Source organism: Flavobacterium foetidum, assembly GCF_004634245.1.
GTDB classification, from domain to species: domain Bacteria; phylum Bacteroidota; class Bacteroidia; order Flavobacteriales; family Flavobacteriaceae; genus Flavobacterium; species Flavobacterium foetidum.
Genome location: NZ_SJTF01000001.1, coordinates 398,665 through 419,674, shown reverse-complemented (window position 1 = coordinate 419,674; position 21,010 = coordinate 398,665). Strand labels below are relative to the sequence as shown.

12 protein-coding genes are annotated in these 21,010 nt (G+C 38.8%); 1 reads left to right on the top strand and 11 read right to left on the bottom strand.

Annotation, left to right across the window (positions count from 1 at the left end; all coding sequences use genetic code 11):
• Positions 1-10: 10 nt before the first annotated feature.
• The 7 genes from E0W73_RS01790 to rpsF form a co-directional block, all read right to left on the bottom strand.
• Entirely contained in the window at positions 11-1,948 is a 1,938-nt protein-coding gene (locus E0W73_RS01790) for an OmpA family protein (RefSeq protein ID WP_135220371.1), read from the bottom strand.
• An 11-nt stretch (positions 1,949-1,959) separates the two neighbouring features.
• Positions 1,960-2,892 (bottom strand): PorP/SprF family type IX secretion system membrane protein, encoded by a 933-nt coding sequence (locus E0W73_RS01785; RefSeq protein WP_135220370.1) that lies wholly within the window; start codon positions 2,890-2,892, stop codon positions 1,960-1,962.
• A 47-nt stretch (positions 2,893-2,939) separates the two neighbouring features.
• Positions 2,940-13,331 (bottom strand): Ig-like domain-containing protein, encoded by a 10,392-nt coding sequence (locus E0W73_RS01780; RefSeq protein ID WP_135220369.1) that lies wholly within the window; start codon positions 13,329-13,331, stop codon positions 2,940-2,942.
• A gap of 1,201 nt (positions 13,332-14,532) precedes the next feature.
• Entirely contained in the window at positions 14,533-15,006 is a 474-nt protein-coding gene (locus E0W73_RS01775; protein ID WP_135220368.1) for a DUF6495 family protein, read from the bottom strand.
• Between the two features lie 83 nt (positions 15,007-15,089).
• Entirely contained in the window at positions 15,090-15,530 is a 441-nt protein-coding gene (gene rplI / locus E0W73_RS01770) for a 50S ribosomal protein L9 (protein WP_135220367.1), read from the bottom strand.
• A 64-nt stretch (positions 15,531-15,594) separates the two neighbouring features.
• Positions 15,595-15,891, bottom strand: coding sequence for a 30S ribosomal protein S18 (gene rpsR, locus E0W73_RS01765; protein WP_135220366.1), 297 nt, complete (start codon positions 15,889-15,891; stop codon positions 15,595-15,597).
• Between the two features lie 5 nt (positions 15,892-15,896).
• The gene (gene rpsF / locus E0W73_RS01760) at positions 15,897-16,238 is read right to left on the bottom strand and encodes a 30S ribosomal protein S6 (RefSeq protein ID WP_135220365.1); all 342 of its coding nucleotides are present in this window, start codon (positions 16,236-16,238) and stop codon (positions 15,897-15,899) included.
• 175 nt (positions 16,239-16,413) lie between these two features.
• Between rpsF and E0W73_RS01755 the strand changes: the two genes are divergently transcribed.
• Entirely contained in the window at positions 16,414-17,112 is a 699-nt protein-coding gene (locus E0W73_RS01755) for a LytR/AlgR family response regulator transcription factor (RefSeq protein ID WP_135220364.1), read from the top strand.
• Here the strand turns inward: E0W73_RS01755 and priA are convergent.
• From priA to bla-B1-FLAV, 4 genes are read right to left on the bottom strand one after another with little or no spacing between them, the layout of a single operon-like run.
• Positions 17,109-19,559, bottom strand: coding sequence for a replication restart helicase PriA (priA, locus tag E0W73_RS01750; protein WP_135220363.1), 2,451 nt, complete (start codon positions 19,557-19,559; stop codon positions 17,109-17,111). The two genes, E0W73_RS01755 and priA, sit on opposite strands and share 4 nt — an antisense overlap.
• Positions 19,560-19,593: 34 nt before the next feature.
• A complete protein-coding gene (locus E0W73_RS01745; RefSeq protein ID WP_135220362.1) occupies positions 19,594-19,929 on the bottom strand; it encodes a HepT-like ribonuclease domain-containing protein in 336 nt (111 codons plus the stop codon).
• On the bottom strand, positions 19,922-20,221 hold the full coding sequence (locus E0W73_RS01740) for a nucleotidyltransferase family protein (RefSeq protein WP_135220361.1): 300 nt from the start codon (positions 20,219-20,221) through the stop codon (positions 19,922-19,924). The genes E0W73_RS01745 and E0W73_RS01740 overlap by 8 nt, the downstream gene beginning before the upstream one ends.
• Before the next feature lie 40 nt (positions 20,222-20,261).
• The gene (bla-B1-FLAV, locus tag E0W73_RS01735; RefSeq protein ID WP_135220360.1) at positions 20,262-21,008 is read right to left on the bottom strand and encodes a subclass B1 metallo-beta-lactamase; all 747 of its coding nucleotides are present in this window, start codon (positions 21,006-21,008) and stop codon (positions 20,262-20,264) included.
• Positions 21,009-21,010: the final 2 nt, after the last annotated feature.

Below are 21,010 nucleotides of genomic sequence, written 5' to 3'. Positions count from 1 at the left end.
AAATATAAAACTATTTTTGAATAATGATAAAATCAGAACGTCTGTTTAAAACATGCTCTGCTTCTGAACATTTTACACCATTTTTGCATTTATTAATCAGTCGGCTTTCGCCATAACCAATTGCACTTTCAATTCTAGAGGCATCGATGTTTTGTGAAACGATATAATCTCGAGTAGCTTTAGCCCTATTGTCTGAAAGTTTAAGATTGTAAGCATCTTTTCCGCGAGAATCGGTGTGCGATTCGATTTTGATTCTAATATTTGGAAATTTCTGCATAATAAAAACCACCTTAGACAACTCTTCAATTGCTTTAGGAGTAATGTCATATTTATCATAATCAAAATAAATCGGATTTACGTCAACTTTTTCGACTCCTTTTCTTTTTACCACCAAGTCATCATAGTTACTTAATTCGAAATTTACATCTTTGATTTCGCCGGCATTTTCACCAGTAGTTTCGACAGTCTTGTCATCGCTACTGTAATTTGGTTTAGCAGCAATCATTTTTACTGTTTTGTTGCACGGAACTTCGATAGCATACTTTCCTTCGTAATTGGTTCTGGTCTCGCCAAGAACTTCGCTAAAAGAGTTGTAAGCCATTACGACCACGTCAGACAAAGGCTGTTTTGACTTTCTATCATAAGCAGTTCCTGAGATGCTCTGTTTACAAACTGGTTTGGATTTCGTAAACGAATAAATATCATCATCGCCCTTTCCTTCGGCTCTGTTTGAAGAAAAATAACCGTAAGTATTTGATTTGTCAATTATGAAAGCAAAATCATCCTTATTACTGTTGATCGGCGCACCTAAATTTTTAGGTGTAGAAAAAGTCCCGTCTGCCAAAAGCTTGCTTTCATATATGTCTAAATCTCCCCAACCGTAATGTCCATCAGAAGAAAAATAGAGTACTCCGTTACTGAAAAAAGGAAAAAGATCATTACCAATAGTATTAATGGCCGGACCTAAATTTTTTGGCGAACTCATTGTACCATCGTCAGCGATTTTTACATAATAAAGATCTGTTTCTCCATAACCACCAGGCATATCGGAAGCAAAGAATAACCATTTTCCGTCTTCGCTCAGAGAAGGATGCCCAACAGAATATTCATCACTGTCAAAAAACACCTTTTGAACATTTTCTAGTTTATTGTCGACAATTGATCCCTTTACAATCTGGAAATTATTGACTTTATCCTCATCTACAACCAATTTGTTTTTCTTTACAATATTCGTTGTGTAGTAAATCGTCTTCCCTTGACTATCAAAACTAGCTGTAGCCTCGTGATATTTGGTCATCACGTTTGGAAGAAAAACAGATTCGTTAAACAAGCTGCCATCTGCAGGATTTCGTTCTGCAACATACAAATTAAGAAAAGGCTGATTGTTCCAAGTGTACAATTTTTCACTAAACTTTGTCGTATCTCTTGCAGAGGTGAACACCACTTTTTCTTGAAAAAAAGTCGCACCAAAATCAGATTTACTCGTATTGATGGCTAAGTTTTTAATTTCATAAAGAGGTTTTGCCTTGGCAACGCTGTCCATATATTTTTTTTGGGCAACATAGCGGCTCACTTCCTTTTTATCGCCCTTTTTTTCGAGATATTCCTTGGTAATCTTATCTGCTTCCTCATAATCCATAACTGCTTTCATCGATTGAATGTAGCGCAGGTAATAGATATCGGTCAAGTTGTTCCCTTGCACTTCATACAGTTTTCTATACCATTTTAAGGCATTTCTAGAATCTGAAATAAAATAATAGGAATCTGCCGCATTTTTTAAAGTCTGTGCCGATGGATCTTTTATATGCTGGAGGCATTCTTCATAAGCTTTAGAAGCATCTGCATAAGCATAATTTCTGAACAAGGCATCAGCTTTCTTCAAATTGGTTTTTTGAGCAAAACCAAAGGTAATGCTCAAAATTAAACATAGGATATATAGCTTTCTCATAGGTTTTGTATTTAGAAGAATCGAGGAGATTTGATTTTACTTTGATTTTTAACGAATTGATACTTCAAGATGATTTCGTGAGAACCATCATTATATTTGTTCAAATCGCTTACAGTATAATCAAAAGCATATCCGAGATAAAAACTTCTTGAAATCTGAAACCCAGCCAATATACTGACAGAATCGTCTGTTCGGTAAGAAGCTCCAATAACAAATTTTTCCTGAATCATAAAGTTTGCCGAAACATCAGCAGTAATTGGCGCACCACTTACGGCTTTTACTAAAAATGCTGGCTTAAATTTTAAACTTGGACTAAAATCAAAAACATATCCTCCCATTAGGAAATAGTGCATACGATCATAATCTACAGATTCCTGCACATCATCATAATAATTATTTCGCATAAAACTCGGAACAGACAGACCTACGTACCATTTATCGGTATAGTAGTAAATCCCTGCCCCTACAGCGAGTTTCATTTGATTGTTAATATTTTGATTAAGCAAGACATCATTATTGTCGTAATATCTTCCTTTAGACCAGTCAATGCTCAGCATCCTCATACCTGCTTTAAGTCCAAAAGCCAATCTTTTTTCATATCCCAAAGGAATTGAATAAGCGAAATTCCCATCAAGGTACAATTCATCCGAAGGGCCAATTTTATCATTCACTACACTTAAACCTAAACCTAGATTTTCGTTTCTAAGAGGTGAGTGAATGGAAAATGACTGAGTTTCGGGTGCGCCGGAAATTCCGACCCACTGAGAGCGATACAAAAGCGCTGCTTCTATGGTGCCGGCAGATCCAGCATAAGCTGGATTTACCGTCATAGTATTATACATATACTGGGTATATTGAGGATCCTGTTGTGCGTTGGCACAAACCGTGATAAGAGAACATATTAAAATGAAATACGTTTCTAATGATTTTATATATAGTTTCATAACGATACTTATTAGTTTAATTAATTAGATGATTAATAGAAGCCGGCTTATCTCATAATAGACAACCATCCTTTTTTAACCGTTCCATCTCCAATGGTTATCACATAAAAATAAGTACCTGTTGGCAGCATATCTCCTCTATTAACAACTCCGGAAACATTTGCTGTTCCGTTCCAATCATTTTCATAATGTGCCTTGCTGTACACTAATGCTCCATATCTGTTGTAAACTTTCAGCTCATTATTTGGATAAGATTCGATACAGTCAATTCTGAACAGATCGTTTGCTCCGTCGTTGTTTGGAGTAAACTCGTTGTAAACAGTCAAGCAAATTGGTTCTAGTGTAACCGAAGCTGAATTATTTGACGGATCAACATCCAAAGGAGTTGAATTTTCTACAGTTGCAACAACCGTGTAATTTCCGTTAGGCAATACTTCGGCAACAATTGTCAACACTACACTTTGACCAGCATTTAATCTCGGAATTGTCCAGAGTTGCGTATTAGAATCATATGTTCCAGAAGTTGCAGACGAACTTACCAATTCTAAACCGCTAGGAAGTAAATCACTAACAAGAGTATTTATGAAGTCACCTTCTCCAACATTGTTTACTGTAATCGTAAATGTTACTCTATCACCAAAATTCGGAGTCGGATTATCTACTGTGTGAGTAATTGTTAAGTCAGAACAGCTTGCTACCGTAACGTTAAGAGATTTTACCGTTCTTTCGTCACAATTATTAACATAAGCCACCTCAACTCTTCCTGGACCAATATCAGACCAAGAAACAGTTACAGAACCATCTGCTGCACCACCTCCAGAAATAATTGTTCCTCCTGTGATTGTCCAAACATAGCTTGATTTTCCGTTTGCAATTGAATAAGTAACTCCTTTGAAAACACAAGGCGTGTCATCTGTAGTAGCGATCTGAACAGCAGCGTCGTTCTCAAATGAAACTGTAATTGCCAACCTTGGAGCATTGTCACAACCGTTAGTTGTATTGCTTAGAGCTCCCGCATAATAGGTTGTTGCTGTTAGCGGTGTGTTTGCAGCTAATGGTGTTCCTCCTGTAGCTGCAGCATAAAATACCACATTGGCTTCATTCACTTGAATATTCGCTAATGTCGGAGCCGCACCTAGACAGAAAACTTGTGAGGTATTTGTCGTTGTTACCACTCCAGGTGAATTAACATTGACAACCACAGCTAGTCTTACTGGATTTTCGCAACCAGCCACACTTGAAATTGCTCCATAATAAGTACCGGTAACTAGAGCTGTTGTTGCAGGAATCGCGGTTCCGCCGACAGCCGTACTGTACCAAACAACATTTGCCTCATTAACTTGAATATTGGCTACTGTTGGAGAATTTAAAGTACAGAAATTCTGTGTCGCATTATTAGTCGTCGGTATCGCAGTCGGATTCACCACTGTAACAGTCACCTGTAAACGTGTTGTACTCTCACAATTAGTTATAGGATCTATAATATTTCCATAATAAACTCCAGTTGATAATGGCGTCGCAGATGCAATTGCTGTTCCGCCAGTAGCACTGGTATACCAAACCACATTTGACTCATTTACCTGAATACTAGCAAAAGTAGGCGTTGTAACAGAACAGAACGTTTGCGAAGCATTATTAGTAGTTGGATTTACAGTGGCGCCCACTGTTACAGCAACTAACAATCTTACACTACTTGTACAGCCAGTTGCCGGATCCAGAATAGCTCCATAATAATTCGCTGTAGTTAAAGCTGTTCCAGCCGGAATCGCTGTTCCACCTGTTGCTGTAGTAAACCAAACTACATTACTTTCATTTACCTGAATGTTACCAACTGTTGGATTAGTTCCAGAGCAAAATACCTGAGCCGCAGAAGTTGTTGTCGGAGTTGCAGGGTCTGTAACGCTTACTGCAACCGCCAGCCTTACGGAGCTTTCGCAGCCTGTCGCAGTATCAACCAAAGCTGCGTAATAAGTGCCGCTTGTCAAGGCTGTCGTGGCCGAAATCGCTGTGCCGCCTGTAGCTGTGCTGTACCAAACCACGTTGGTCTCATTCGTTTGGATGCTCGCAAATGTTGGCGCATTTACAAGACAGAAATCCTGCGTCGTGTCGGTTGTGGTCGGAGTCGCTGGGTCAGTCACGGTTACTGTAATCAATAATCGTACTGAGCTCTCGCAGCCTGTTCCCGCATCAGCCAAAGCTGCGTAATAAGTGCCGCTCGTCAAGGCTGTTGTGGCCGGAATGGCTGTGCCGCCTGTAGCCGCGCTGTACCAAACCACGTTGGTCTCGTTCGTTTGGATGCTCGCAAATGTCGGTGCATCTTCTTGACAGAAATCCTGTGTCGCATCGGTTGTGGTCGGAGTTGCAGGGTCTGTAACGCTTACTGCAACTGCCAGCCTTACGGAGCTTTCGCATCCTGTCATTGCATCTAATAATGATGCATAATAAGTACCGCTTGTCAAGGCTGTTGTCGCTGGAATCGCTGTTCCGCCCGTAGTCGTGCTGTACCAAACCACGTTGGTCTCATTCGTTTGGATACTCGCAAATGTTGGTGCATCTTCTTGACAGAAATCCTGTGTTGTATCTGTTGTTGTGGGAGCTACAGGGTCTGTAACGCTTACTGCAACTGCCAGCCTTACGGAGCTTTCGCAGCCTGTCACTGCATCTAATAATGATGCGTAATAAGTCCCGCTTGTTAGAGCTGTTGTGGCCGGAATTGCTGTGCCGCCTGTAGCTGTGCTGTACCAAACCACGTTGGCCTCGTTGGTCTGGATGCTCGCAAATGTTGGAGCATTTACTAGACAGAAATCCTGCGTCGTGTCGGTTGTAGTCGGAGTCGCTGGGTCAGTCACGGTTACTGTAACCAATAATCTAACTGAGCTCTCGCAGCCTGTTCCCGCATCAGTCAAAGCTGCGTAATAAGTGCCGCTTGTCAAGGCCGTTGTGGCCGGAATCGCTGTGCCGCCTGTAGCCGCGCTGTACCAAACCACGTTGGTCTCGTTCGTTTGGATGCTCGCAAATGTCGGTGCATCTTCTTGACAGAAATCCTGTGTCGCATCGGTTGTGGTCGGAGTTGCAGGGTCTGTAACGCTTACTGCAACTGCCAGCCTTACGGAGCTTTCGCATCCTGTCATTGCATCTAATAATGATGCATAATAAGTACCGCTTGTCAAGGCTGTTGTCGCTGGAATCGCTGTTCCGCCCGTAGTCGTGCTGTACCAAACCACGTTGGTCTCATTCGTTTGGATACTCGCAAATGTTGGTGCATCTTCTTGACAGAAATCCTGCGTCGTATCTGTTGTTGTCGGAGCTGCAGGGTCTGTCACGGTTACTGTAACCAATAATCGCACTGAGCTCTCGCAGCCTGTTCCCGCATCAGCCAAAGCTGCGTAATAAGTGCCGCTTGTCAAGGCTGTTGTGGCCGGAATCGCTGTGCCGCCTGTAACTGTGCTGTACCAAACCACGTTGGCCTCGTTGGTCTGGATGCTCGCAAATGTCGGTGTATTTACAAGACAGAAATCCTGCGTCGTGTCGGTTGTGGTCGGAGTCGCTGGGTCAGTCACGGTTACTGTAACCAATAATCGCACTGAGCTCTCGCAGCCTGTTCCCGCATCAGCCAAAGCTGCGTAATAAGTGCCGCTTGTCAAGGCTGTTGTGGCCGGAATCGCTGTGCCGCCTGTAGCCGCGCTGTACCAAACCACGTTGGTCTCGTTCGTTTGGATGCTCGCAAATGTCGGTGCATCTTCTTGACAGAAATCCTGTGTAGTATCGGTTGTGGTCGGAGTTGCAGGATCTGTGACGCTTACTGCAACTGCCAGCCTTACGGAGCTTTCGCATCCTGTCGCGGCATCAGCTAAAGCTGCATAATAAGTACCGCTTGTCAAGGCTGTCGTAGCAGGAATCGCTGTTCCGCCCGTAGCCGTGCTGTACCAAACCACGTTGGCCTCATTCGTTTGGATGCTCGCAAATGTTGGTGCATCTTCTTGACAGAAATCCTGTGTCGTATCTGTTGTTGTCGGAGTTGCAGGGTCTGTCACGGTTACTGTAACCAATAATCGCACTGAGCTCTCGCAGCCTGTTCCCGCATCAGCCAAAGCTGCATAATAAGTGCCGCTTGTCAAGGCTGTTGTGGCCGGAATCGCTGTGCCGCCTGTAGCTGTGCTGTACCAAACCACATTGGTCTCGTTGGTCTGAATGCTCGCAAATGTTGGCGTATTTACAAGACAGAAATCCTGCGTCGCATCGGTTGTGGTCGGAGTCGCTGGGTCAGTCACGGTTACTGTAACCAATAATCGTACTGAGCTCTCGCAGCCTGTTCCCGCATCAGCCAAAGCTGCGTAATAAGTGCCGCTCGTCAAGGCCGTTGTGGCTGGAATGGCTGTGCCGCCAGTAGCCGCGCTGTACCAAACCACGTTGGTCTCGTTAGTTTGGATGCTCGCAAATGTCGGTGCATCTTCTTGACAGAAATCCTGTGTCGTATCGGTTGTGGTCGGAGTCGCCGGGTCATTGATCAGTACAGCTGCGCTCTGTAGTGTCCCTGCAGCGTTTTCGCAAGTTGTATCACTTGAAACTGCAACATAATAGGTAATAGGACTCATAGCACCAGTTAATCCTGTTGCGGTTAAAACACCACTAGCACTAATTGCATAGGTAACACCGCCTATTACTGCGCCATTTATAATTGGCTGTGTCTTATTTGCATCAAGAAACCATGTAAACACTGGAGCTGTAAGCAAAGTAGCAGTCGGCGTTAAAACTGCTGGCTGGTCATGACAAATTGAAATATCATTAACCGAAAGATCGTTTTGATCTGATGGTCTTAAAATTGTAAATGTAATCTGTGTTCTATCTGCAGCTACAGTTTCACAAAATTCGGCAGAGCTTACCCCTACGTAATAAGTATATGTTCCAGGCGTTAATCCATTTACAATCAATTGACTGGTATTTTGACCCGCAATCAATTGACTGGTCGTTCCGTCAAAACTGTACCAATAATAAACTGGATTTGTTAATGTCGGCGTTCCTGTTAATCCCGTAGCCAAAGTAACTGTTCCTGTTGGAGAACAAATGGTTGTATCTGATCCTCCGTTCAAAGTAATAGCCGCTAATGCATTTGTTGGACTTGATGCTTTCACTTCAATCGTGACTTCACCTCTAGCAAAAGTTTCGCAACCGTAACGTACTGGCTGTACATAATATTTATAAATACCTGCAGTTTGAGTAAGTGGAACTGTATAGGTTAATCCGGTCGCAACGGCAGTTCCTCCTGTCGGCGCATCATACCAAATATAGGTAGAGCAAGCTTCTTCGGGTATTTGCAAGGTAACAGCTGTTCCCGGACAGACTGTAACCTTATTATTCGGATCTGCTCCTATTACTGTGGTATTTGCTGAGCGTTCAACTGTATGAACTCGTAGTACATCAAATACACTCGCGATTCCTCCTAAACGAATTCTCACTTTATCATATGAATCGTTTGGTGAAGATACCAAAGCTACAGCTAAAGAATTTCCTGCTAGTAGCTTCAAAGTCAATAAAGAACTGCTGTTGTCAATCGGAGCGCCGACAGCAACATCTCCTAAATAACGTTGTATAGTAAATCCAGTAAGCAAATTCAAATTCAAAAGAGCTGCTGGACGCGAAATAACAATTCTTAAGGTATCACTAACAACAGATGGTGTTTTAAATTTCACTGTTAAATCAGCTGCTGCTGCAACACCCACACCACCATACATTGTGGCAAAAGTTGAGATGTCGTTGTCTGCAATATTCCAAGAATCACTTACACCGACAGTACCTGTTACGGCTCCTATCGGAAGACCTAAATCCGTTGCACCATAAAATATATCCTGAATATCTCCAGGTGTACATGCCACAGTTGGAACTGATCTGTTGTAATGCGCATCAAATACTTTTGTGTTTTGAGCTACACTTACCAATGAAGCAGACTGAATACGGATTCCATCATAATCTTGAGGTCCTGCTGCATTGGAAGGCACAAAAGTAAATTCATAAGTATTGTCTCCAGATATTAAATTTAATAAAGAGCCAGACACTGGTTGCATTGTTCCTATAGGAGTTCCTCCTAAGGTTCCAACGACTGATAAATTTTGTCCTACCGCCAATAAGCTGTATTCTGAACCAAATTTAACTGTTACTGGAGTACCTTTTGCAATTGGAGCCGACCAAGTCAAATCTTGCCAAGTTGTTCCAACTCCCAATAATCCGAGACCTGTTGTAATAGTAGAATATGTTTGTGGATTTCCGTCAACAGCATTTGCTCCATCGGTAACCACTCCCGTAACAATTGAACCAGATGTCTGAGCAGTCGCATAAACTCGCTCGCTCAAAGACTGACAACTGCTTAAATCAATTACATTAATAACCTTTGTAGCTGTAGTAGAACAAATTCCGTCATTTGCTACAGCAGTATAAGTATAAACTCCTGGCGTATTAAGAACTCCTGTTGTAAATACTGGACCAGGAATCTGATTTCCTTGAGGATCGAACCAAGTGATGTTTGCGGTAGAAACTGCCTGCAATGTTACATTAGACCCTACATTTACAGACTCCGAAGGATTTGTAACTACCAAACTTGGCAATGCATTAATTGTAACAGTAACTGATTGACGTGCTGATGGGCAAGTCACCCCATTTTGCTGCGCTTCAATTGAATATACTCCGCCTGTAGTTATATTTGCAGCTGCATCAGCAGTAATAACTGCATTTGATGAATCATAAAAAGTATAAGTAGTATTGCCGCTTGAGTCGAAATTAGTAATGGCATTTCTCAGATTAGCACTTCCACAACCTGATAATGTTGCAGTTGTATTTAAAACAGTAGTCGACGGAAAGTTAACTGTCACTGGAAGCAATGTTCCGTTTACATTTTCACAAGTACCTCCATTTAAAACCGATACATAATAGGTAAAAGGTGTCGAAGCTGCGCTTAAACCTGTTATAGTCAAAGCTCCTGTTGTAGCATCTTTGTTAAATGAAACTCCAGTCTGAGCTGCAACGGTACTTCCTGTTACTATTTGCTGTGTTTTGTTTTGATCTGTATAATACCTAAATTCTGCACCTGCAATGGTCGAAGTTGGTGCCAAAACTGCTGTGCCAGCACAAGAAGCTTCTACAGGTGTTGTTATTACTACGTCTGCTGCTGTCGGAATTGGAAGTACAGTAACTGTAACTGCTTGACGTAAGCTATTGTCACAACCTCCACGAGACGCTTGTAAGTAAAAAGTGGTCGAAGAAGTCAATGGAGCCGTTGGGCTTACCGCAACAACTGCTCCTCCTACTGGTGCATTATACCATGTATAGGTCTCAGATCCTGTTGCTGTTAAACTAGCCGACTGTCCTGCACAAATTGGAGTTGAAGCCCCATTAATAACCGCATTTGGATATCTGTAAGCCGCCTGATAAATATATAAATTACTTAAAACAGTAGCCACTCCTCCTAATCGCACTTCTACACGATCAAATGGCGCTGCTGTTGTAAAGCTTACTTTAAATTTATTTCCTGACAATAATTGAATGTTCAATAAATTACTATTTACCGAAATTCTGTCATTATTATATGTTGCTCCATTATAGGTCGCCAAAGTAATATTAGACAAAACACTTAAGTCAAGAACACCTCCTGGCACTTCAAGATCAACATCAATAATATCTCCGGCCAGACCTGGATTAGCAAATATCAATTCCTGCTGGATATAACCTCCAACAGCTATAGGGACAGTAAGCTGCGCATAAGTATTAATGTCTCCGTCTACAGAACCGTTTGCATTTGATACAGTACATCCAACACATAATGAAATTGGCAATGTAGGATTAGATGTAACCTGAGTTCCTGCCTGCAGACAAGTACTAGCATTGGCGATAACAATCACATTTACGACTCCTCTAGTTTGATTCGCACAGTCTGTCGTTATATTAGACGCCTCAACATAATAACTTTGATTAGCTGTTAATGCTGGAGTTGTGTATGTCGTTGTGTTAACTGCAAGAGGTGCTCCACCAGTAGCAGTGGTATACCAATTGTATCGTACTCCAGCAACAGGATTGGCTACTGCTAATGTAACTGTTTGTCCAGACTGAATAATAACATCTGAAGCCGCAAACGTTGGAACAGCAGGAATTGGGCTAATGGTTAAGTTTACCGAAGTACGTGTCGGTGTGGCACAATCTCCAATAACAGCTTCTACATAATAATTTGTATTTGCTGTTAATGTCGGAGTAGTAAAAGATGTACCAGTCGCCACTAGAGTTCCTCCCGTTGCTGCATCATACCAGTTATAAATAGTTCCTGCAACTGGTGCGTCAACTGTTAAAGTTGTGCTTTGCCCGCTACAAATTGTTGTTGGAGATACCGAAACTGTAGGAAGAACAGGATTCACAATTGAAACCTGAACAGGATTTCTTTCACTATTAACGCAACCATTTCTTGTTAACTCAATATAATATGTGGTTGCTGTTGTTAGAGCTGGAGTTGTGTAGGCTGCAGTAGTTGCAAGAGGCGAACCGCCCGTTGCGGCACTATACCACGCCACTGTTTCGCCTACTGCTGTCGCCGCAGTCAAAGTGGTAGTTTGTCCACTGCAAATAGTTGTATTTCCAGTAACTGCTGGAACCTTATATCTATAGCTAGCCTGATAAATATCTACGCTGGTTAAAACTGTTGCCAATCCTCCAAGTCTAACTTCAACTCGATCAAAATTAGCTCCTGCAACTACACTCGCTCTAAAACGATTTCCTGACAATAATTGCAAAGTAATCAAAGGATTCGTAGCAGCGACTCTATCATTGTTGTATGTCGCGCCATTATAAGTAGCTAAACTCACTGCTCCCAATAAAGTAAGATCTGCAAGTCCGCCCGGAAGTTCGAGTTCAACATCTACAATATCTCCCACTTTACCAGGATTATTAAATTGAAGGGTCTGCTGGATATAACCGTTTATTAATCCAACGGGAACGGTTAATCGTGCCGCTGTTGCTAAATTTCCATCAACAGAATTGTTTGGATTTGTAGAAGCACATAATAAACAAAGTCCGTTTAATGCTGTTTGTTGGCTGTTAGCCTGTAAACAACCACCCAGCGGAGAAGCAATTACCGTTACCGTTACCGGCACTCGGGCTGCGCTTACACATCCTCCAGAGGCACTTTGTGTTTCAGCATAATAAGTTTTTGTCGCAGTTAAAATCGGCGTCGTAAACGTTGGAGAATTTGTAGCCAAAGCTGTTCCTCCTGTAGCTGTATCGTACCAGTTTACAGTTACACCCGGCTCAGAAGTTGTGGCAGTCAATGTTGCATTCTGACCGGACTGAATTGTAACGCTTTGAGTTAAAATAGAGGGTGCTCCTGGAATTGGATTTGAGGTTACGTTTACCTGAGTCCTCGTTGCACTCACGCATGCTCCAATGGATGCGCCTACATAAAAAGTTGTAGTACCAAGCGGAACTGTTGGCGAATAAGTATTTCCAGAAGCCAAGGCCGTACCGCCACTCGCTGTAGAATACCAGCTGTATGTAGTACCAGGTATCGGATTTATTAACGATAAAGTAGTCTGTTGTGTAGGTCCAGATGAACAAATAGCGGTTCCTGCATTACTTACTGCTGGCGCCACCGGATTTGAAACATTCATCACAACCGGAAGTCGTTCATTACTTTCACAACCTGCAGCTCTTGTTACTCCTATATAATAAGTAGTATTTGCTGTTAAGACTGGCGTAGTATAGGTGTTTCCTGTTGCAAGAGCAGTCGTAGACGACGCAGAACTGTACCACGCCAATGAAGTACCCGCGGCAGGTGTTGCTGTCAGCGTCGCTTGATTGCCAGAACATACAGTTTGAGTTAAACCGCCTGTAACGGTCGGTTTTGCAAACTCTAAGCGCACATCATAAATTCTTAGCTCAGTAAGTGCTGTTACTGCACCTCCTAATGAAAACTGAATTTCATTTGCGGGACCAGGAAGCGTGAGCCTCAAAACTCCTACCGTGTTTCCTGGAAGCAAGGATAAATTTAGCAGCGGACTATTTACTGCCAAACTTGAACCTACATTGGTTCCATTGAGTTTTGCCTGTACACTCGCTGTCGACAATAAAGACAAACTCAACAAACCAGAACCGCTACCAATATAGGCCACAATTTCGTCACCAGCTTGGGCTGTCTGCCCAAACCGCATTGTTTCTTGTACTGTACAGAGCACACCTACTAGTGTATTCATTGCAGTATAGGTTGTTAAGGCGGGGTCATTGTCATACGCCGCTGCTGGACTCGTTAACGTAGCTCCAACGCATGCCAAACCCGTAATGTCATTTGTGTTTGACACTGGTCGACAAAAGGTCTGAGCAAAATTTTTATTACATATAAGCAATAAAAATAAAAGTCCCAATAATCTCTTGTGAATACTGAGATCATAAATAGTAAATTTTTTTTTCATAATTTGGAAGATTAGAAAATGGACAATAAAACACCTCTTGCAATAAGCACGAATGCTTACACAATTAAACAATCAGTTAAAAATCAAATAGTTAAATAATAATTCTAAATCTTAGTTCGTCAAGATTTTAAGCAACAATTTTTTAAAATTCATACTATATCTGATAGGCCAAACCAAATCAGATAAACGCAATGCTTTCGGCAAAGCTGTTCTAATTTTAGGAAAAAGATTCTAATCTTCTTTCCTGAGGAGTGATTTGCTGCAGGTTTAAATTTTCTAAATGAAAATTATAATTTAAGTAGAGTTTTGGGGAAACTCAAAATATATAATTTGATTCTTTACAAATGACGCGAGTTGATTAGTCTTGCCACACATTCTTCTTTTGAAATAAATTCTAAAGATTGAACCTCATCATTTTACTAGGAATAAAAAATCCCTTCGCATGTAGTTATGAAAAGCAGCGACAGGGGTATGAATAAAATAGATTTCTAAAATCTAAAATTGAAGATAATAGTTTGGATTTCGAAATAGAACGTAATCTACGGTTTAGATTAGTTGCATCCAAAGAAATAAAAAATAAAGCTAAAGTAAAAAGAACAGCTAATAATGTATACTTGATAAAGAAAGTAGTTGTCAATTCCATACACAGGCCAATTAGTTATGATTTAAATTTTAAACTTTACTCTTTTAAACAAAAACACACAACTGAATTAGTGATATAAAAATGCAATTTGGTTGTTTTTGAAAAAGTACAAAAGAAAGTTTGTTTAACTTTTGTATTCTAAAATTAACAAAAAACATGTTATAAAACAACACTAAAATTCCTATAATTTCAAATTTAACAAATCACAACTGCTTGGTTTTCCTTGGAATTATCAGAAAAACCAGTAGGTTTTAACACAATCGAATATCTAAATTTTCGTTAAACAAAATTTCAATATTTTATGTTAAATATAAAAAAACGATGTAAAAACTTACTTTTGTAATAAAAAAATCATAAAAACTATCCGTGATTTGTACCTTGAATAGATTCGAATCAAAGGAAGCTAGATAAAAATAAAGATTTTACACTATTCAGAAAAAACAAGTAGAAATACGCATTCGATTTTCTGAATAACGATAAACAAACGTTAAAAAACATAAAAAAAGACAAACAATTGATTTATAACCGTTTGTCTTTAAAAATTATATTTAAGGAACTTTAAGACTCAATAATTGTATTAATCTGCACAAAAAGTTGACCATCGCTTAAAAATGCTCCTTGTTTTATCAATTCAAAGATAGAAGCATTTCGTTCTTCTGTGAACACTTTTTTACCTGTTTTCATTTCAATATTATCTGTAAACATATTATCGCTTAACCACTGAAGACCTTCTTTAGTCAAAAAGTCTATATCAGCATCTAATGACTTCAAAACGATTGACTGTATATAAGTATCGAAGCATTGAAACAAAAATATATGGTTTTTAGAAAAATGTTCTAGATATTCTGCTCTTGACAAAACCCCTTCCCAAATTAGATCAGAAAAAATATCCAATTCCTGCTCTGCAACTTCTGGCTTATTAACTTTCAACTCATCCCATTCTGCCTTATCAATGGCCTGCGTTGCCAAAAAACTAGCAAATTCTGCATGCAGTTCATCAAACTGCTCCTTTGTTAATCTTGCGTATTTCATTTCATAAAGATTAAATTCGACTTAAATAATTTCAAAAAAAAATCCCGATAAAAATCGGGATTTAATTATAGATGTTAGAAATATTACTTTTCAGCAACGATTTCATAAGGTAATTCAACGATAACATCTCTGTGCAAACGAACTGTAGCATTGTATTTACCAATACGTTTTACAACACCGCTAGTGATGAATTTTCTATCGATTGCATTTCCAGATTTCTCTAAAGCTTCAGCGATATCAATATTAGTGATAGAACCAAAAAGTTTCTCTCCACCAGCTTTTGCAGTAAGTTTAATTTCAAGTGCTTTTAAAGTTTCAGCTAATGCTTTAGCATCAGCAACAATTTTAGCTTCTTTGTGTGCTCTTTGTTTTAGGTTTTCAGCCAAAACTTTTTTAGCAGAAGGAGTTGCCAAAGTAGCAAAACCTTGAGGAATTAAAAAGTTACGTCCGTAACCTGGTTTTACAGATACTACATCATCTTTAAATCCTAAGTTCTGTACGTCTTGTTTTAAAATAAGTTCCATGTTGTTGTCCTTAATTTTAGAAGTTAGGTTCTGCATAACAGAAACCAGCGACTAGAGTTTTTAATTATTTTAATAAATCGGCCACGTATGGCAATAAAGCTAAGTGACGAGCTCTTTTTACAGCTACAGAAACTTTTCTTTGGTATTTTAGTGAAGTTCCAGTTAAACGACGAGGAAGAATTTTTCCTTGCTCGTTAACGAATTTCAACAAGAAATCAGCATCTTTATAATCGATATATTTGATTCCTGATTTTTTGAAACGGCAATACTTTTTAGTTTTGTTAGTTTCAATGTTTAAAGGCGTTAAATATCTGATATCTCCGTCTTTTTTTCCTTTTGCAGATTGTTCGATTGTAGACATAATAATTACGCTTTAGTAGATTTTAATTTTGCTCTTCTTCTTTCAGCCCATGAGATAGCATGTTTGTCTAAACTTACAGTTAAGAAACGCATAACTCTTTCGTCACGTCTAAATTCAGTTTCAAAAGCTAAAAGAACTTCTCCAGCAACTTTGAATTCGAATAAGTGATAAAAACCACTTTTTTTGTTTTGGATTTCGTAAGCCATTTTTTTAAGACCCCAATCCTCTTTCGATACGATTTCAGCTCCTCTACTAGTAAGAAATTCTTCAAATTTCGTTACTGTTTCCTTTACCTGAACTTCAGATAAAACGGGATTTAAGATGAAAACAGTTTCATAATGATTCATAATAAAAACTTTATTTGTTAAAATTGGGTGCAAAAGTAAGCATTAATTTTAAATATGCAACAGAATTTTACTTTTATTCGGTGTAAAGTAAAAAATATGCGTTCATTTTAGTTTTTTCTATAAAAAAATAATACATTTACTATTGCTATCCTGAATTTATTCAAATTAAAATGTTATGAAACTAAACTGTGTTGTTGTTGATGATAGTTCTATACAAAGGACAATTATTGCAAAATTAGTTAATAATCACCCAGGTCTGCACTTAGTTGGTGACTTTTCTAATGCAATAGAAGCAAAAAACTGTATCTCTTTGAATAATATTGACTTAATATTCCTAGATATCGAAATGCCAGTGATAAATGGTTTTGATTTCCTTGACGGGCTAAAATCAAAACCACAAATTATATTTATTACCTCCAAAGCAGAATATGCTTTAAAAGCCTTTGATTATGATGCTACCGATTATTTACAGAAACCAATTGCGGTAGATCGTTTTAATGCTTCGGTAAAAAGGGCAATAGATATGCATCTTCTCAAAAAAGATGTCAAAGAAGAAGAAGGCGAACATATTTTCATTAAAAGCAATCTTAAAAAGCTGAAAATATTCACTTCTAAAATCAAATGGATCGAGGCATTTGGAGACTATGTAAGAGTCGTGACGGAAGACGACAGCAATCTTGTATTGTCTACTATGAAATCTTTTGAAAACGACCTTTCGAAAGAAAAATTCATTCGTGTTCACAAATCTTACATCATCAATATTGATAAAGTCGAAAGATTTAACAGCAAATTTGCCGAAATCGGAATTACGAAAATACCGCTCAGCCGAAATAAAAAAGAAGACTTGGTAAAAGCGCTTTCGACTTCAAATTAATAAAAATCTACATTTACAGCAGTTCGAATTGCTCTATACGGCGGAACAGATTCAAAACTATTCAACATTTTCTGAATAGTTTTTTTTGTATTCCCCAAATGCAAGTTGTGCGGAATTTTTATCAATATGGTACGAATATATTCATTGCGTATTCTGCTTACTGCAGGCTCTTCAGGACCAAGCACAGGCATGCCTAAATTTTGGCTCAAGACTTGATAAAGCCACATGGAGCCTTCTTTTAATTTATCAAAATCACGATGTTTTAAAGTCAGTTTTATGATTCTGAAATAAGGCGGGTATTTATAAATCTGCCTGTCGTACAGCTGCTCTTTATACATAGCAGCATAATTATGATTCGTTACCTGCTGTATTGTATTATGATTCGGATTGTATGTCTGAATAACAACTTTGCCTTGCTTTTCTGCTCTTCCTGCTCTTCCTGCAACTTGTGTCATCATTTGGTAACTTCTTTCAAAAGCTCGAAAATCAGGATGATGCAGCATATTATCGGCATTCATTATTCCGACCAAGCTTACGTTATCAAAATCAAGACCTTTGGCAAGCATTTGCGTACCGACCAAAATGTCGACTTCCCTGTTTTTAAATGTATCGATGATTTTTTCAAAACCAAACTTGCCCCTCGTTGTATCTTGATCCATCCTGGCGGTTTTGGCATTTGGAAAAAGCGCTGACAGCTCCTGCTCTATCTGCTCTGTTCCAAAGCCTTTTGTGGTCAAATCGATACTCGAACAATTATGGCAATTTGTTGGTTTAGCAATTGCGTAACCACAGTAGTGGCATCGCAGCTGATTTTTATGCTTATGAAACGTAAGGCTTACATCGCACTGTTGGCAATGAGGTACGTGACCGCAAGTAATGCACTCTATGATAGGCGAATATCCTCTTCTATTCTGAAACAAAATAACCTGCTCACCTAAAGATAATGCTTCTGCAATTTCTTCTATTAAAAGATCACTGAAATGGCCTGTCATTCTTTTTCTAAAATGCTTATCCTTCAAATCAACTAACACTATTTCGGGCATCCTGACATTATTATAACGTTCAGTAAGCGAAACAAGCCCATACTTGCCAGCCTGAGTATTATAAAATGTTTCAATGCTTGGTGTTGCTGAACCTAAGAGAACTTTGGCTTTGTGAAAATTTGCCAGAACAACTGCTGCATCTCTCGCATGGTAGCGAGGCGCTGGATCTGTCTGTTTGAAAGTCTGCTCGTGTTCTTCATCTACAATTAATAATCCTAAATTGGCGAAAGGCAAAAACAAAGCAGATCTTGCCCCAATCACAATTTGTGCCTTTTCAGAATTCTCAAGCGTTTGCCTCCAAACCTCCACTCTTTCATTATTAGTATATTTAGAATGAAAAACAGCCACTTTGTTTCCAAAATGAAGTCTTAATCTTGAGACCAGCTGTGTAGTAAGCGCAATTTCGGGAAGCAGATACAACACTTGCTTTCCCGACTGCAGATATTCTTCAATTAATTTGATATAAATCTCGGTCTTTCCGCTCGAAGTTACACCGTGAAGAAGGCATACATCTTTTTCAAAAAAGCTATTTTTGACTGCGTTAAACGCATTTTCTTGTGCTATACTCAGTACAAGCTCCTTATCTGTTCTTTCTCCCTTAAAAGAAACGCGATCGTGTTGTAGAAAATACTCCTCAAAAATCTCTTTTTCGATCAAGGCTTTTACAATCGATGTTGATGTATTTGAAATTTCGATAAGCTTTTTTACTGTAATCGGCTTCTTCTCTGAAGCTTGCAATTGAAAAAAAGCCAACACAATCTCCTTTTGCTTGTTGGCATTTTTTAAAGCTTCCAGTAGCTGATTCAACCCTTCGTCTGTTTCATATTTTGAATGCAGTTTTACGTAACGAACCAGCTTTGGCTTGTAGTTTTCCTTAATCTCTTCTTCCAAAAAAACGATATCCTTTGAAATCATCTTTTGAAGAATCGGAATAACATTTTTTTTATTTAAAATCGAAATAATATCCTGTACTTTTAAAGAACTTTGGTGCTGCAGAGCCTCATAAATCAAAAACTCATCATCGGAAAGCTCTGAGTCATTTACAACTATCCCAGCTTTATGCGACACGATAGTCTCGCTTTCAAGCAATAAACCGGTCGGAAAAGCACCACGATAAACATCTCCGATACCGCACATATAATAATCTGCAATCCATAGCCAATGTTTGATCTGTATCTCAGTAGCAATTGGTTTTTCGTCTATAATCTGGTGAATTTCTTTCGCTTCATACAAAGTGGGCGCATTCTGATGAACACTCAAAACCAATGCTGTGTACATTTTGCTTTTTCCGAAAGGCACGACAACACGCATTCCTTTTTTTATAAAATGAAATTCGGCCTCAGAAACACGATATGTAAAGGTTTTAGCTAAGGAAAGAGGTAAAATAACTTCGATAAAAAACATGTAGAAATTTTATTGGATTTTGAATAACCGGTGATTATTCTGAAAGCATTTGTTCAACCTCATTTTTAAGAATGGGCAATTGCTTTATCACAATACCCCAGATTACAGCATCAGATACAGTATCGTATCCATGAATAATTCTATTTCTAACATCAACAATTTTGCGAGAATCGGTTATCTGAATTTTATCATCTATTTTTAGTATCCGACTCATAGCCTCACCAATAATCTCAATATTTCTTTCTACAGCTCGTTTCGTTCGCACATCTGCCTCATATTCCTGAAATTGTATTGACTCAGAAAGATAACTGTCAATTTCTTCTATGGAACCTAGAATATCAAACAACCATGTTTTAATATCATTATCCATAAATCAATTGTTTTTGCTTATTTAGGTTTTCTCTGAAATATGGATTTTTAATAGCTTTCTCTTCTAATAAATCAATTGGACGGTTCAAAATCTCTTCTAATGAAAATTTAAAATCGAAATAATTATCAGCATAATCCAAAACATCCAACGATTTAAAATCTACTAGTAAATCAACATCACTTTTATCATTAAAATCTTCTCGCAACACAGAACCAAAAGCATACAAAGCCTTTACTTTATGCACTTTACAAAGCTTAGAAATATCTATCATATGATTTTCTAAAAAGTTCATCTTTTAAATTTTAACGGAATCAAATATAAACAAAATTATTCTATTTGTTTTCTTTAGATTTTTGAGCCAAATATTGCTCAACCAATTTTTCAGTATGATTCAGCGAATTAATATCTTCCCAATCATCATGTCCTGGAATAACAAATTTTGGATTTTTAAATTTCTTCTGAACCTTTTTAATCGATTTCTGCCACTCTCTCACATCTGCATCGCCAAGATAGCCCAAATCCTCAGCATCGGCACTTTTTACAAAACAACCGCCATAAAGCACTTTTTCGTTATCAAACCAAACTACAACATTGTCAGGCGCATGACCTTTTCCTGGGTAAAAAACATTAAATTTATGCTGTCCGACCGTAAAAGTGGTATCGTTTGCAATAATAAAAGACGCTCTCGGTTCTTTGTTTTTTTCCAGAATATCATCTGTCAGTTTTATAGAATAGGTTTTGATTCCTCTTTTCTTATAAAACTCAAAACCTCCCGCACGATCATTATGCGAATGTGTGGCAAAAAGCATTACAACTTCTTTGTTATGTCTAGCTTTTATTGAATCTATCAAAGGCTGAAACTGTGTTTTATCCCACGGTGCATCGAAAAGGACAACTCCTTTGTCTGTAACAAGATACATTGCATTTGCAGAGATTTTGTCCCCTTTGTAATCATTAAAAGTCCTATAAACATAAAAGTCACCTGTAAGATGACTTATTTGCAATGGTGAGCTCTTAGATTGTCCAAGGCTGTTTAAAACTACCGCTAACAATAAAATTATCGAAGCTAATTTTCGCATGT